Here is a 13,874-nt window from a genome sequence, read left to right as displayed (position 1 = left end):
AAAACCTTCCAACGTATTTTCGGAGGGTTCTTTGTCTTGCTCAGATTCTAGTATAGCAGTAATTGTTCGAGCTTCTAATGAAAAATGTTGACAAGATATTAGCTGGTTTAGTTGAGAAACTGCAGCCACTTTGCTGGCTGCAGTTTCTTCATGTTTATTGTGCTATCGTGTCTCGTTAGCGTGACACAATACCCTTGCGTGGCGAAATGATGGAGATAGGCCAACCAACTCTTCTCAGCGTTGGTTTCTTCATGCAATAAATGCTCTACTTCCCGCCCACACTTCGAATTTCTAGCACTTTGGTCACTTGATTAAACCTTAGCACGTATCTGTAGCCGGTTATAAAGCCAAAAAAGGCTGCTGTTTGAGAACTGGTTTCAAAACCAAATTCGGTTTCACTCTCAGAGACTAATTGTAATCTCAATTTTTTTATTTTACCTGCCCTAATGACGGTTAGTAACGTATTATCAGCCGGTAAGCCTAGTTCGACGAGTGTGTCGAAGGTGACTAACAACCTATCATTTCTCTGTTCGTCAACGCCTTCAATTCCGAATGATGCAGTAGTACGAGTCCGTCTAAGACTTATTGTCAAAACGTTCGTATTATCGTTAAACGCCAAAACATACAGAAATCCATCCTTTAATCGAAACATTTCTGCAGTCGCAGGACTGACAATCAAGAAATTATTATCTTGTTCGCCCTGGCAATCCTCTTCAGCCAAGATCGTTACGCGTTTTTGAATGTCTCTCCTTCGAAATAGCGCGAGAGTCCCGTTATGGATTTGAGTAAGGGGACTTCCGCCTTGAGCACACCCATTCAAAAAAAGCTCGTTATCTCTACGCGTTGCTGAAACCTCGACGTAAACGTTTCCCGTGATGATCATGGAATCATCCCTTCAAGATTATTACTCGTCTTTTGGAAATGACAACTCCCCTCTGTACATGCGCAGCGTGCCTTGAAAGGCACGTTTCATTCGCACTAGCTGTTCCTTCGGAAATTCATCCGGTTTTCTGATCGCTTCATGCAAAGGCACGATGCGGCAATTTGCGGGCTTGCCGTTCTTATTGATGCTTACCCAGGTTGGGACGCCCTCGATGCCGTCTAGCCGGACTTGGCCGCTGATAGTTTTGCGCAGCTTAAGTCTAACTATGATACCGGTTAGAGCCTCATCCTTGCCATGCAACCGGGTGGAGATAAAGTTGCCGAGCGAGTAGATGGCGAAACGTTTTCTCGTCCGCCCTGAGACGTCCTTCACGGTTTGCGTCACTGCCGGCTGAAGGACATGCGGATGCGAGCCCAGCACCACGTCCGCGCCGTTCCGGAACAGGAAGCGGACCCATTGCTTCTGGTGGCTGGCCGGGTCATGCTCGTACTCGAATCCGCAATGCATGCACACGATAATAAAATCCGCGGCTGCACGAAGCCGTTTCATATCGTTCTTTATCCTCGCGCGTACGAGCTTTTTAACGCCTGCTGGCTGGCTCTCCGGTACGTACATGCCGTTCGTATCCCGCGTATACGACAAGATGCCGATCCTGAAGCCTTCGACATTCCGCACGCAGAGCGTCCGCGATTCCTTCTCAGTCCGGTACGTTCCGACGTGGTCGAGACCGTTCTTGTCGAGCACATCCAGCGTCCGTTTAAGTCCGCGAACGCCGTAATCCGCGCAATGGTTGTTGGCTGTCGCGACCACATCGAAGCCCGCCGCCGACAGAGCCGGCGCAAAAGCATCCGGGCTTTTGAATATCGGATTGCGGTTTTTTGGATTGCGACTCGTCTTTCTGAAGCCAGCATCCGAGCCTCCGGCGAAGGTAGTTTCCAGATTGCCGATCGTCAAATGCGCATCCTGCAAATAACGGGCAACCGGTTCAAACATCTGCCCGAACGCGTAGGTCGTCCCTCTTTGAACGTCCGTGTCGCCCGATTGCCCGCTATTACGAAGCAATTGGATGAGCAGCGGCTTCATCAGCAGATCGCCGACTGCCGCAATTACAATTTCCTTCGACATTCCATCTTCCTCCGATTGATTGGGCTTAAATCCGATATGCTACTATATGTCAGCCGAGCGGAACTGGTTTGCAGAATTGGTGGAACCAAGCTGCCAGCGATAAACCTCTTTACTGTCCGAATCTGTTAAACAGTAAAAACACCTCATCTGAAAATGACGAGGTGTTTAACCTATATTATTTTGCTCCAACACTTCCTAGCGTCATTGTATTTGTGTTGATGTTAAACTCAACGGTTTTCTTTGAGCTAGAGTAAAACCAAATAAGGCTATATCGTTATTGTTAAGCCTTAACAATTTTCCAGGCGGGTCATCTTCAAACGAATCCCTTGTGAGGATTAATTTATTGGATATGCTACCTCTCTTCACTGTTATTGTTTTACCTTCAGGCAAGTCGATACCGAGCCGATTGCATATACAATCATGTAGCCTGTTATCATCCAGCTCACTTGGGATGGCGTAAGATGAAGCTCATTGCTGATAGTTGGAAGTACAACATTAAACATATTTGCACTCATAACAGAGATAATAAGCGTAAAGACCAGAATACCAAGTAATAACTCTCCGGTATTGTTTTGAACATCATTGTTTTGCATAGGAAAGCCTCACTTCTGAACCAGCACTTTGGATAAATATGTCGCGGCGCCCTCAGCCTCTTTATAGGCTTTCTCCAATATTTCATCCCGATTTAAAACCGCAGTCCCTTGAGCCCTGATGATCTGATAATCTTCAACCCCCAGGAATTGGAACATGGATTTGAGATATTTATGAGAAAATTCAACTTCCGTATACCAGTCATTATTGGTGTACACGGCGCCGCTTCCTTGGATAACTAAAAGGCTTCGACCGTCCTTCAACAGCCCTACCGAACCACTCTCCGTATATTTGAACGTCTCGCGGGGGATCAGGATGTTATCCATATAATCTTTGAGTTTGGATGGAATGTTGAAGTTATGCAGCGGCATGGCAATGACATACTTATTGGCGCTTTTAAATTGGTGCAGTACCTCAGCCATACGCGAAGTCACTTTCTGTTCTTCGGCGGTAATCGGCTCACCTTTCGCCAACTTGTCCCATGCGCTCAGTACCGTTTGATCGACCGCGGGTACTTCTTCGCTGTATAGATTAATTTGTTCAATGGTCTCACTTGGATTCAATTCCTTATAGGTCTTCAAAAAATGATGAAGAACGTTCGAACTGAAAGAAGATGCGGATTCTACTTTCGGGTGGGCATTAATGATAAGCATTTTATTCATAACGTATCTCTCCCTTGTGATCATCTCTTTATTATCGACAAAGTTAATCGTCGATTCAATGTGTCTATGATATTATTTTGATTCGCTTCTGTCAATTCCATTTTCATTGGTAATTGAGTTTGAGTGACGTTATGCTGCAAAAAAAAGAAACCCGCTTTGTTGAGCGGATTTCCTGCATTCGAGTGTGTTAACTCAGAGAGATACCGATTGAAGCATTATCGTCGGGGGTACCAAGCCAATAGCCGTAAGCTAGGGCTACTGTTACGAAATGCAGTAAAACTTCCGGCGTTGGCGGACCCGGTGGTACCGTATCAACGGGACGTCCGATTTCGCTAAAAAATTCTCCCATTTTCACCGTCGATGCGACTAACAAAGTTACGGTTTCATTAGAGGAATTTCTCCAAGCGTGCTTTACGTTCCCCGGGATATCAATCGTATCACCGGCGATAACAGCTCTCCAACTGTCACCGATGAAAGCTTCGAGTTCACCTGAGAGAACAACGAAGGTTTCGCGATCTTCATGACTATGAACAGGAACAAGAACACCCGGTGGAACTTCAGCCTTCATAAGGGAATATTCCCTATTTTCCGACAAATCCGTTAAGAGTTGAATACGTGGTCCCATGACATCTAAAACTGCTGACATACTACTAGCCCCCTATTATTTTGTTGATTTTATGAAATCGATATCCCGATTGTAGTTTTATTTTTGAAGTGGCGGTCCCACTATCAGTACGTGAAATGTTTTGCATACTTCTTCCATTTCTTCTAATGGCATACCGTTTATTTTCTGCCAAAAAGCTTCTTCTCCCCCGGGAGTAAACATGATTTGCAAATGTAAAACAGAGTCGCCAAAATTAGCGAAAGCATGAGGGGTACCTTTGGGAACGTTAATGATATCGCCTTCTCCCGCATCGAACTCTTCTCCATTCACGTGAAATCGAGCCTGTCCTTCCAGAATGCGGAATAGTTCGTCTGTCTTCTGATGAATATGAAGCATCGGTCCATACGGCGGGTCATCCTTCGGGTCCATCATGACTTCAATAAAGGAGTATGTTCCATTCGTATCTTCGCCTTTTACGCGAATTCTGTACCTTTCTCCCGGCGTGTGGATCAGGTCAATCCACTCCGCTTCCTCATTTTGCTGGAAAATGGCATGCAGATCTTTTACAGGTTGTTGATGTTGTTTCAAGATGTTATGCCCCCCTTATTTTTCAAGTGGCGGCCCTGTAAAGATGACCTGGTATTTGGTTCTAGACAGTTCAATAATTTCTTCAATTGTCTTTCCGACACAATCCTGGAATGCAAGCTCATCTCCCGCGGGAGTAAACGTAATCTGCAAATGCAGCGGCGTTTCCATGTCAAAATTAGCGAAAGTATGCGTCGTACCCTTTGGAACGACAACGATATCGCCCGCTTCCGCATCGATTTCTTTGCCATCCAAGTAGAATCGCGCTTTTCCCGCAATGACGCGGAAAATCTCATCCGTTCTTTCATGGATATGAATAGGTGGTCCGTATGATGAACCATAGGAAGAGTCCTTAACGAGATCCAAAATGGAGTATGCGCCATTCGTATCTTCGCCTTTTACGCGAATACAAATTCGTTCTCCTGGCACGTGTTCCACTTGCTGCCACTCGATTTCATCATTCCGGTGGGAAATAGCTTTACGTTCCTGTACATCTTCTTGATGATTGTTCATACAGTCTTACCTCCGTTATTTCTGTTCTCTTTATCGCCCACGAATCGTCGATAATGTTTATCGCCTATAAACATTGTCTATAATATAGCGGTTAACATGGGGGTTGTCAATCGACCGGACGGCGCATTTCGACTTACAAATTCAGCCATGGCTCGATTGACAAGGGGTATGAATCCACCTAAGATGTTAGTATTAAGTTTCACATCCAGAAAGCAGGTGTTTGCATGCAGTACAGTATTGGTGTTGAATATGCACTGCATTGCCTCGTATATTTGATCGACATTCCTCCTAATGCGACTGTAGGGATTAAAGAACTCTCTTCGTTTCAAAACATTTCGGAGACCTATCTGTCGAAAATTTTCGGAAAATTAACGAAGGCCGGTATCGTTATCTCCGTTCCCGGGGTAAAAGGCGGCTATAGGTTAGCCAAGCCTCCTGCGGAAATCTCGTTTTGGGATGTCGTTGAAGCCGTTGAAGGCAAAACTCCCATTTTTCAATGCAAAAATATTAAGGATAACAGTTATCTGTGCCGTGACGAGGAGTTTGCGGCCTGTACCAGAGCCACCCCCTGCGTCATTAACTTAACGATGCGCGATGCTGAGGAAAACATGCGTAATTATCTTCGGACTAAATCGTTGATTTGGCTGAACGAAGAGCTCGATCGCGTGTTAGATCCTAAAGCTCGTCAAGTAACGCGCGAATTTTTTGCTCAGGGCAACAGTGGCTAATCTCATTTCGAGGTTAGGGCGTCATCTATGAATTGCGTAACGCGCGGAAACGCGAAAAAACCGTCCCGGCACAGCACTCGCTGAGCTTGGACGGTTTCTTTAATGTATACGCTCAGGGAAGGAAATACATGGAAATGAAATATCCTTACCGTTACCGATGCAGAGGTAACCAAATGCATCCGCCATCATGCGCCCCACTGCTCTCTCAGGTTACATTCAGGATAATGTCCTTTAGTTCAATTAGAGTCTTGATTCGATAGCTGGCCTTTGAGAAGTCGTGTGTTTTTGTGAAGTCGTTATGGACAATAGCACAGTCGATACCAGCCGCCACGGCTGAGTTCAACCCTCTGTTTGAATCCTCTACAACCAGGGTCTCTTCTTTGGTAGCTCCGAAGCGCTTTAGGCCGGTCAAGTATGGTTCCGGGTGCGGCTTGGTGCTCTCGTAGTCTTCGCGGACAAGGACGAATTCCATGAATTGTCTAATCTGGCGGTTTTCATGAATAAGTTGAAAATCCGCACGTTTTGCAGTCGTCACGATAGCCATGCGGACATACTTTGACAGTTCGGCTAGGGTTTCAACTACGCCTTCGATCTCTATGGCTTCTGTTCTTAGATATTCCTGATAATAGACGTTGCGGACCTCGCGCTGCTTGCTGATGGTCTGTTCATCAATACCTGCCGCCCTAGCTTGGGACCAAGTGCCCAATGACTGGGTCATGTCGCGGAGGTATTGATCTTTATCCAAGGTAAATCCAATGTCAGCCAGAGCGCGTTCTCCCGCTTTGTAATACCAGAATTCAGTATCAACCAGAACACCATCATGATCGAAGAGTATGTACTTCTTCATTGTTTCGTTCTCCTTTGTCAGCTGGGGCAACCATGCTTGCCATCACGCGCCATTATGAAACATCGTATTATTTTGTTGTTGCAATCGTCGCTGCTTTCTTAGGATATCTCAGTTGACAGTAGCGCCAGTAGCCTCACTAATAAATCTTAGATGGGCTAAAACATACCTGCGTGAACTGCTTTTTGAAATTCTATAGTGCCCTCACCGTATTCCGCAATAAGTTCGTGTTTTTCGGCATCTGTTAGATCTGCTTTTACTACGATCTGTTCATATTGATTGATGTCGGTAGCTACGTCCTTGTGTTTTACACTTACCTTTTCATGGATCTCTTTTTGCTTTTGCTCTAGTTCATTTCTTAGTAATATCTGAGTTTTCCGGATGACCACCTCACTCCCCTTGAAGTATTCTTTCAACTTAGCAGACAACTCTTTCGTTTGTGCATGATTAACTTCAAACACAAACTCGTAGTGAATATTATCCCTATTTATGCTGTTCAACCAGTAAAAACCAGCTTTATCAAAATCAGCGTTGTTAGGATATACTTCTTTGATTACATCGTACATACCCGAATCATACTTTTCCTTATAAGCAGCAACCACAGCAACCAAGTCCTCAGATACTTCTGCTTTCTTATGGGAAGGAGCAGGAGCAGGCAAGTCCTCAGTCACTTCCGCTTTCTTATGGGGAAGATTAACTGCAATTAATATTATTGCTAGACTTATTGCTGCGACGATTACATAACGAATAATAAATTTCTCCTCCTGTCAGTGTGGTACTAAGCCATCATATCAGCGTTTGCGATTGGATAATACAGGGGAATTTCCCCTTTAGTTCAACAATATACGTAAATTAATTGCTCCAATTAAAATCATTGCAAGTCCAATTAGTCCAAGAAGTATGCCCTCTATAGTACCCGTTAGCTTAGTGACGTTTGGATCGGACCGAGGGCTGGAGTCCGGCTACGCATATCTGTTCTTGTCACCCGACACCGACAGATAATTGTGTCTTCCCACCAGTCTTGCTTCTTCGTGAATGGTCATCATAGATCCTTCGCATCGACTTCATTCATTAGGAAAATTATACGAAACATCGTCTATTAATCCTGCCTCTCACAACACGAATTACGAAACTAATTACTAATAGCACAACTCCGACTTCAATCGCATGGTCCGCCATATTAAGCACGCCATTACCGGAGCGCGAAACCAGAAAATCCGTAACCCGCCCGAACAACAAACGATCAATTCCGTTCCCGGCCGCGCCACCTACTAAAAAAGCTATGCTAATCTCGTTCAACTTCCCTTTGAACATTCCCGTTTTACGATAATAGATCACACTTGCTACGAATAAGACAGCCACAATCCCAAAAAATCGACTGTATCCTTGTAATAAGCCGCCAGCCATACCGCTGTTCTCAATATGGGTAATAGGAATTCCCCAAAGATTACTGGTCTCGTCGATAGTTAAGTATAAGCGGATAAAGATTTTGGATAGTTGATCGACCAGTACGACTAGAATGGCAAACATATAAAAAAACATGAGCTTCACGCCTTTCTTATTACCCGGGACAGTTTATTAACCAAGTATAGAGTAGTCAATATGTAAAGCCAATCATGCCGATAACAATAATGGAATGTACCTTTGTGGTTTCAACCCTAAATTCCGGAGTATGAGTCAACAAAATTCCTCGGTGGCAATGTGAGCCACCGAGGAACATTTAACCAGTTATATTGCTTCTAATTAACGCAACGACTTGAATCCAGTACGGATTTCAGAAATCATATACTCCGGCTGCTCCCAAGCTGCAAAATGCCCGCCTTTAGGAAGCTTGTTGTAATGAATCAAATTCGGGTACGCCTTTTCTGCCCAGCTCTTCGGTGCTACATACATCTCGTCTGGAAAAACGCTGCAGGCAACCGGGAGCTTGACGCCTTTAACGGCGAAGAAAGAGATGCCGGCATTACCGTTTTCCCAGTAGAGACGTGCCGCTGAAATCGCCGTGTTCGTCAACCAGAAGAGCGTGATGTTGTCAAGAATATCGTCTCGTGTCAGGCCTTCCTGGACGCCTGAAAAAGCTCTCGCAATTAGTGCATGGCTCCGCCAGTCGTGGTCGATCATAAAGGAGGCCAGTCCGACAGGAGAATCTACTAGACCGGTCAGTGTTTGCGGGCGCGTTCCCATTAAGAAGGCGTAATAGAATTTATTCTCTTGAACTTGTTCACAGGCTTGCTTCTCTTCGTCTGAGAGACCGGGCGGCAGCGGGTTTCCGGACCAGATCGCCGCATCAACTTCCGGCGGGATGACTTCAGGCATATTGGTGTGAATGCCGAGCAAGCCTTTAGGCTCTTGAACGCCCATCATGTTCACGACGATCGATCCCCAGTCGCCGCCCTGCGCTACGTATTTCTCGTAGCCAAGTCGAGTCATCAGCTCGCTATAAGCGGTTGCGATGCGTTTCGGATTCCAACCGGTCGCTGTCGGCTTACCCGAGAACCCATAACCAGGCATAGATGGAATAACGACATGGAACGCATCCGCTTCGGTTCCGCCATGAGCCGTAGGGTTAGTTAGCGGCTCTATCAGTTTCATTTGCTCAATGATAGAACCTGGCCAACCATGCGCAATGAGGACTGGCATCGCGTTCTCATGCTTCGAACGGACGTGAATGAAATGGATGTCCAAACCGTCAATCTCGGTCAAGAAATGCGGGAAGGAATTGATTCTGGTTTCGATTTTGCGCCAATCGTAATTATTTGCCCAGTAACGCGCGAGTGCTTGAATCGTTCCGAGCTGCGTCCCTTGCGATTGATCCGAGACCGTTTCCTTCTCAGGCCATCTTGTTGCGTTAATGCGATTGCGCAATTCAATCAGTTCAGCTTCCGGAATATTAACGTGAAATGGGCGAATGTCTGTTTTGTTTTGTTGTTGTGTCATTGTTTAAATCTCCTTTAAATCATGTTGTTTATGTTCTCCTGGAAAAGCCGAGCGGCCGACATTCCTAAAACATTGGGCGGCTCTCTTTTTTCAAGCCAATGCGTTAATGCTGTAATACGTAAATACTTAGTCTCACTAAAGTCTATGTATAGTATCGCACTACAAGAATCGACTTTAACCGCCGAATACTTGCATTGATATCGCTTTTATACCGCTTCGCTCACCCTACAGCAATTTCACCTCCAGTACCTGACGAAGCTTACACCGCCAATTTCTTCGATGTCAACAGGTAAAATCTACCCATTTAGCAAACTCGAGCTGAATTAAGCTCATGATTATTGGACTGCAATAACTATTGGTTTTTGGACGTATACTCGCAATCCATTTGTTGATATAGTCTTTTTGAGATTAATACACTATTGAACGATCTCATACTCGCAATAAAAGCTATGACTTTAGCAAGACATCCGCAATATGAGCTATTCCCTCCTCGATTAATCTATCGTCCGTTTTGGCAAATCCGAGTACCCACCCCTTACGGTTGCTGTTCATACAGTAGGAGCTTAGGGGATAAACGCGTACGCCTCTTTGCAGAAGTCGTGAGACGACGTTGCTTTCGTCAATTTGCGGCTCGGTTTCTATTAATATATGCGATCCTGTTTCGATGCAAATAATGTTGAACCGTTTAGCTAAACCGTGCGCCTTAATTGCTTTCACAAGACGATCGTATTTTCGTTTATACACGTTCCGTACTCTGCGCATATGACGCATGAAATGACCTTGCTCTATAAACCGGGCAAGCGTTAGCGACTCCATAATGGGAACATGACGATAAATCAGCTCCTGCACGCGAGCAATTTGAGCGATAGCTGGAGCAGGCCCAACGAGCGCTGAAGTCCGAAGTCCTGGCGCTATCAGCTTAGAGAAACTCAGCATATAGAGCGTATTATTAGGCGCTTGGCTATACAGAGTCGGCAGCGGTTCTCCGCGATAACGGTACTCACTGTCATAGTCGTCTTCTAAAATCCAGCTTTGATTCTTTACAGACATTTGTAGAAGCTGCTGCCTCCTCGGCTCCGACAGCACGGTACCAATTGCGCATTGGTGAGATGGCGTGACAAAAGTCAATTTCGAGTTCTCGGGAATCCGATCAACGACAAGTCCATGCTGGTCCACAGGTACGGGGACAACATGCATGCGGTAATAGTTCATAATCATCCAGGAAGCCGGGAATCCCGGATCTTCAACTGTGACCGTATCCCCTTCGTTTAACAGCGCTTGCGCAATTAAGTTCATACTTTGATGCGCGCCGGAAGTTAATAGTATTTGATCCGTCTGAACATGAATACCCCGTTCTAGCGACAAATAACGCTTGATTTGCTCGCGTAAAGGCAAATAGCCGAAAGAATCGCCGTATGCCCAATCGCATAGGTTCATAGAGGAGGACGCTTGCAGGTACGTTTGCCTCCAGTGCTTCTGAAAGATGTGATCCAAATAGGGCTCATGCGGGCTAAAATCAATTTTCACTACGCCTGCTTCTTCCCCTTTAAGCCAATCCTTCAAGCGATCAGCAGAAAATTTCAAGAGCGGCAACACAGGGATCGGCGGGCCTTTAGGCTCAACTAATAAATCAATGGGTTCCACGCTTTTATTCCATAACGGGCTCACCCGCGTACCTCCGCGTCTAGAAGTGACGATATATCCTCGTGCAAGCAGTTCTTCATAAACAAGCTGAATAGTAGAGCGAGAGACACTTAATTTCTGTGCTAGCTCGCGCGTTGGAATCAACTGCTCTCCCGGCGGCCAGTGCCCATTTGAAATATTGCTGATCGCCTGGTCCAGAAGTTGCTGCCAGATCGGTTTTGCATCATTGCGATTTACAATCATGAGGATATCACCTACATTCCTTCTTATGGTTCTGTGAATTATGGATTGGACCAAAACGCTCGGAATGGATGTGTACCCGAAATCCATCGAATGCTATAGTAAGCTTTATTGTTCGCAAAGGAGGGCCATAAAATGCACCCCGAATTGATTTCCCTTAACATCGGCATGCCAACTCTCATGCGATATAACCAGAAAGAAGTAGAAACCGGTATATTCAAATCACCCGTCAACAAGCATGTGAACCTGTATTGGGAACGCTTCGAAGGAGATGGACAAGCCGATCTAAAGCATCACGGCGGCAAAGATAAGGCGGTATGCGTATATTGCCATGAACACTATCCATTCTGGGAAAGTGTGCTGGAGAGAGCGCTGCCTTTCGGCGCCTTCGGAGAGAACTTGACGACACGGGGCTTATCGGAATCGGTTGTTTGCATCGGTGATATCTTTCAGCTGGGAAGCGCCATTGTGCAGGTCAGCCAGCCCAGACAGCCATGCTTCAAATTAGCGGCTCGCTATCATGCTCCTAAGATGCCCTTGAGAGTTCAAGAAACGGGCTATACAGGGTTCTATTTCCGCGTACTTCAGGAGGGAACCGTCTACTACAAAGACAATTTGACGCTTGTGAACCGGCATCCCCAAGCGATAACGGTAGACTTCGCAAATCGGGTCATGCATAAAGGAACCAATCATGCCATGGATACGGAGAAGCTGTTAAACGTGAAGGAATTGTCCACGAGTTGGAGAAACACGCTTGAGAAAAGGCTTCTGGGGATTAAGATTGATTCCAGCGAGCGTTTACGTTTACCGTAAGTTTGAGCGCTTTGAACATGAACTTGCATGATAAGGGAGTTATTGTTGTTTATGCACGTAAACCGATATGAAGAAAATCCGTTACTTACACCACTCGACGTGAAACCTCATAGTGAAAATTTCGAGGTGATCGGTGCATTCAATGCCGGCATCGCGTTCTACAAGAATAAGTTCATTATGCTGCTTCACGTGGCTGAAATGCCAATCAGCCCCAATCCAGGCACTATTTCCATCAAACCCACTTGAGACGTTCGGAATTGAGGACCCGCGAATGACACAGATCGGCGACACCTATTACATTTACTACTCTGCGGTAAGTTCGGTTGGTATTGGTGAGTCTATGGTTTCCACGACTGACTTTTTGAACATCACATACCACGGAATGATTTTTGGTCCGGATAAGAAAGACGTTCTTATTTTCCCGGAGAAAGTGAACCGCAAATATTACGCGCTTCACAGCCCGACGACCCATAGCATCAAAACCGATCTTGGCTGGCTGGGGCTGTACCACGGTGCGACACTACGTCAACGCTACTGCATGGGGGCTGTGCTGCTTGACCTGAAAGATCCTTCGAAAGTAATCGCCCGGTCGGGTACACCCATCTTGGAACCAGATGCAGATTACGAGAAAAAGGCTCCTTCGGAGACGCAGTCTTCGCCTGTGGAGCCCTTATTGTGGAGGGCGATCTCGTAAAAATGTATTATGGCGTCGCTGACATGTCCATGGCAGGCTACGAACTGAGCCTACAGGAAATTTTGGACAGCTTAGAACCGGTCGAATAACTTAGCGAAGAAAGAAGAACCTCCAAAGATGTATTGGAGGTCCGAAAGGGATGAAGCGTTAGTCTAAGGAGGTACTCGCTAGCGGGAGTAACATTACTGCACTGCTATATATCGTACTAATCCTAATAGAGCAAAACCAAATAATACCGTGCCGGCACCAATACCTGCAATCGCGCTGTTTGCCACTTGGAGCTTGGGGGATACAATTAGCGCCACAATCGAGACGGTAACCATAGGCGCTGCCAGAAGCCATAGGCTGGGATCATCAAATACGCTCTTCAAGCTAATAAAATGGATGCCGACGATAAAAGCGATCCATGGTGCGATGTAGGTTTTACATGTTTATCTCATTAAAGTCGATCTGTTTCACTTGCTTTTTCAACAACATCATTTGCCCGATATGGTACGCGTTATGGATGCACAAATTTGAAATGACACCCCACCACTGAGCATTAAAGTAGGATGGTATTCTTCTTTCTAGTTTTGAAACCTCACAATTCGAGATCATGTCTCGCCATTCTGCAAAGCCATTACTTAATCGCTGTATGGTCTCATTCCACCCTTTTTCATTCTTCTTCATAGGGTCCAATTCAAATGTTTCATCATTTCCTATATCATTTTTCTCGATGATAGCATCATTAACAAACCTTCTTAGCCACATTTCATTCCAGAAAATGAGATGGTTCGCGATCTCCCAGATGGAACTTGAGTTACCCTCTGTTTTCCAGATGGCTTCAGCCACGGATATATCTTCTAAAATCGTTTTAGACGATTTAAACCAACTTTCATCGTTATGGCAAGCTGCCAACTGATCGAGTAAAACTTCCCTCACGCTAGTCATCAGTACCACTCCTAATTCTATATATCAAACGACTTCCCCTACTTGTCAGCGGAACAGGCGGCTGCAGTTTATGACGGCATT

Annotated in this window: 14 protein-coding genes and 2 pseudogenes; 3 read left to right on the top strand and 13 right to left on the bottom strand. The window is 45.6% G+C overall.

The window, feature by feature from the left end:
• Nucleotides 1-265: 265 nt before the first annotated feature.
• The 7 genes and pseudogenes from AC6ESO_RS12665 to AC6ESO_RS12635 all read right to left on the bottom strand — a co-directional run bounded on the left by AC6ESO_RS12665 (nt 266) and on the right by AC6ESO_RS12635 (nt 4,963).
• Nucleotides 266-883, bottom strand: a complete 618-nt coding sequence (locus AC6ESO_RS12665; RefSeq protein ID WP_497091612.1) for a hypothetical protein — start codon at nt 881-883, stop codon at nt 266-268.
• 21 nt (nt 884-904) lie between these two features.
• Nucleotides 905-2,008, bottom strand: coding sequence for a CapA family protein (locus tag AC6ESO_RS12660; RefSeq protein WP_497091611.1), 1,104 nt, complete (start codon nt 2,006-2,008; stop codon nt 905-907).
• Nucleotides 2,009-2,403: 395 nt separating this feature from the next.
• A pseudogene (locus AC6ESO_RS12655) lies at nt 2,404-2,601 on the bottom strand (MFS transporter); the annotation flags it as partial.
• A 9-nt stretch (nt 2,602-2,610) separates the two neighbouring features.
• Nucleotides 2,611-3,261 carry an FMN-dependent NADH-azoreductase gene (locus tag AC6ESO_RS12650; protein WP_497091610.1) on the bottom strand — a complete coding sequence of 217 codons (651 nt, stop codon included), beginning with the start codon at nt 3,259-3,261 and terminating at the stop codon, nt 2,611-2,613.
• Nucleotides 3,262-3,448: 187 nt separating this feature from the next.
• Complete coding sequence (locus AC6ESO_RS12645) at nt 3,449-3,907, bottom strand: cupin domain-containing protein (protein WP_497091609.1); 459 nt, start codon at nt 3,905-3,907, stop codon at nt 3,449-3,451.
• A 57-nt stretch (nt 3,908-3,964) separates the two neighbouring features.
• Nucleotides 3,965-4,453, bottom strand: a complete 489-nt coding sequence (locus AC6ESO_RS12640; RefSeq protein WP_497091608.1) for a cupin domain-containing protein — start codon at nt 4,451-4,453, stop codon at nt 3,965-3,967.
• A gap of 15 nt (nt 4,454-4,468) precedes the next feature.
• Nucleotides 4,469-4,963 (bottom strand): cupin domain-containing protein, encoded by a 495-nt coding sequence (locus tag AC6ESO_RS12635; protein ID WP_497091607.1) that lies wholly within the window; start codon nt 4,961-4,963, stop codon nt 4,469-4,471.
• A gap of 224 nt (nt 4,964-5,187) precedes the next feature.
• Here AC6ESO_RS12635 and AC6ESO_RS12630 point away from each other — a divergent pair, with 224 nt between their 5' ends.
• Nucleotides 5,188-5,691, top strand: a complete 504-nt coding sequence (locus AC6ESO_RS12630; protein WP_497091606.1) for an Rrf2 family transcriptional regulator — start codon at nt 5,188-5,190, stop codon at nt 5,689-5,691.
• Nucleotides 5,692-5,896: 205 nt separating this feature from the next.
• Here the strand turns inward: AC6ESO_RS12630 and AC6ESO_RS12625 are convergent, their stop codons facing one another.
• The 5 genes from AC6ESO_RS12625 to pdxR form a co-directional block, all read right to left on the bottom strand.
• Nucleotides 5,897-6,538 carry an HAD family hydrolase gene (locus AC6ESO_RS12625; protein WP_497091605.1) on the bottom strand — a complete coding sequence of 214 codons (642 nt, stop codon included), beginning with the start codon at nt 6,536-6,538 and terminating at the stop codon, nt 5,897-5,899.
• A 155-nt stretch (nt 6,539-6,693) separates the two neighbouring features.
• Nucleotides 6,694-7,206 carry a hypothetical protein gene (locus AC6ESO_RS12620; protein ID WP_497091604.1) on the bottom strand — a complete coding sequence of 171 codons (513 nt, stop codon included), beginning with the start codon at nt 7,204-7,206 and terminating at the stop codon, nt 6,694-6,696.
• Between the two features lie 409 nt (nt 7,207-7,615).
• The gene (lspA, locus tag AC6ESO_RS12615; protein WP_497091603.1) at nt 7,616-8,077 is read right to left on the bottom strand and encodes a signal peptidase II; all 462 of its coding nucleotides are present in this window, start codon (nt 8,075-8,077) and stop codon (nt 7,616-7,618) included.
• Between the two features lie 201 nt (nt 8,078-8,278).
• Nucleotides 8,279-9,472 (bottom strand): epoxide hydrolase family protein, encoded by a 1,194-nt coding sequence (locus AC6ESO_RS12610; RefSeq protein ID WP_497091602.1) that lies wholly within the window; start codon nt 9,470-9,472, stop codon nt 8,279-8,281.
• Nucleotides 9,473-9,919: 447 nt separating this feature from the next.
• Nucleotides 9,920-11,359, bottom strand: coding sequence for a MocR-like pyridoxine biosynthesis transcription factor PdxR (gene pdxR, locus AC6ESO_RS12605; protein WP_497091601.1), 1,440 nt, complete (start codon nt 11,357-11,359; stop codon nt 9,920-9,922).
• A gap of 132 nt (nt 11,360-11,491) precedes the next feature.
• Here pdxR and AC6ESO_RS12600 point away from each other — a divergent pair, with 132 nt between their 5' ends.
• Complete coding sequence (locus AC6ESO_RS12600) at nt 11,492-12,169, top strand: MOSC domain-containing protein (RefSeq protein WP_497091600.1); 678 nt, start codon at nt 11,492-11,494, stop codon at nt 12,167-12,169.
• 51 nt (nt 12,170-12,220) lie between these two features.
• Nucleotides 12,221-12,952 (top strand): annotated as a pseudogene (locus tag AC6ESO_RS12595) (glycoside hydrolase family 130 protein).
• A 334-nt stretch (nt 12,953-13,286) separates the two neighbouring features.
• On the opposite strand, the gene AC6ESO_RS12590 reads toward AC6ESO_RS12595, so the two are convergent.
• Nucleotides 13,287-13,793: a DinB family protein gene (locus tag AC6ESO_RS12590; RefSeq protein WP_497091599.1), complete on the bottom strand. Its 507-nt coding sequence runs from the start codon at nt 13,791-13,793 to the stop codon at nt 13,287-13,289.
• Between the last annotated feature and the right edge of the window lie 81 nt (nt 13,794-13,874).

Source organism: Paenibacillus rhizoryzae, assembly GCF_059686995.1.
The sequence above is the reverse complement of the archived record's forward strand: the minus strand, read 5'-3'. Positions and strand labels throughout refer to the sequence as shown.

Excerpts from the sequence above, each read along its gene's own strand:
- AC6ESO_RS12665 (WP_497091612.1), bottom strand. The coding sequence starts at position 883 with ATGATCATCACGGGAAACGTTTACGTCGAGGTTTCAGCAACGCGTAGA.
- AC6ESO_RS12660 (WP_497091611.1), bottom strand. The coding sequence starts at position 2,008 with ATGTCGAAGGAAATTGTAATTGCGGCAGTCGGCGATCTGCTGATGAAG.
- AC6ESO_RS12650 (WP_497091610.1), bottom strand. The coding sequence starts at position 3,261 with ATGAATAAAATGCTTATCATTAATGCCCACCCGAAAGTAGAATCCGCA.
- AC6ESO_RS12645 (WP_497091609.1), bottom strand. The coding sequence starts at position 3,907 with ATGTCAGCAGTTTTAGATGTCATGGGACCACGTATTCAACTCTTAACG.
- AC6ESO_RS12635 (WP_497091607.1), bottom strand. The coding sequence starts at position 4,963 with ATGAACAATCATCAAGAAGATGTACAGGAACGTAAAGCTATTTCCCAC.
- AC6ESO_RS12630 (WP_497091606.1), top strand. The coding sequence starts at position 5,188 with ATGCAGTACAGTATTGGTGTTGAATATGCACTGCATTGCCTCGTATAT.
- AC6ESO_RS12625 (WP_497091605.1), bottom strand. The coding sequence starts at position 6,538 with ATGAAGAAGTACATACTCTTCGATCATGATGGTGTTCTGGTTGATACT.
- lspA (WP_497091603.1), bottom strand. The coding sequence starts at position 8,077 with ATGTTTTTTTATATGTTTGCCATTCTAGTCGTACTGGTCGATCAACTA.
- AC6ESO_RS12610 (WP_497091602.1), bottom strand. The coding sequence starts at position 9,472 with ATGACACAACAACAAAACAAAACAGACATTCGCCCATTTCACGTTAAT.
- pdxR (WP_497091601.1), bottom strand. The coding sequence starts at position 11,359 with ATGATTGTAAATCGCAATGATGCAAAACCGATCTGGCAGCAACTTCTG.
- AC6ESO_RS12600 (WP_497091600.1), top strand. The coding sequence starts at position 11,492 with ATGCACCCCGAATTGATTTCCCTTAACATCGGCATGCCAACTCTCATG.
- AC6ESO_RS12590 (WP_497091599.1), bottom strand. The coding sequence starts at position 13,793 with ATGACTAGCGTGAGGGAAGTTTTACTCGATCAGTTGGCAGCTTGCCAT.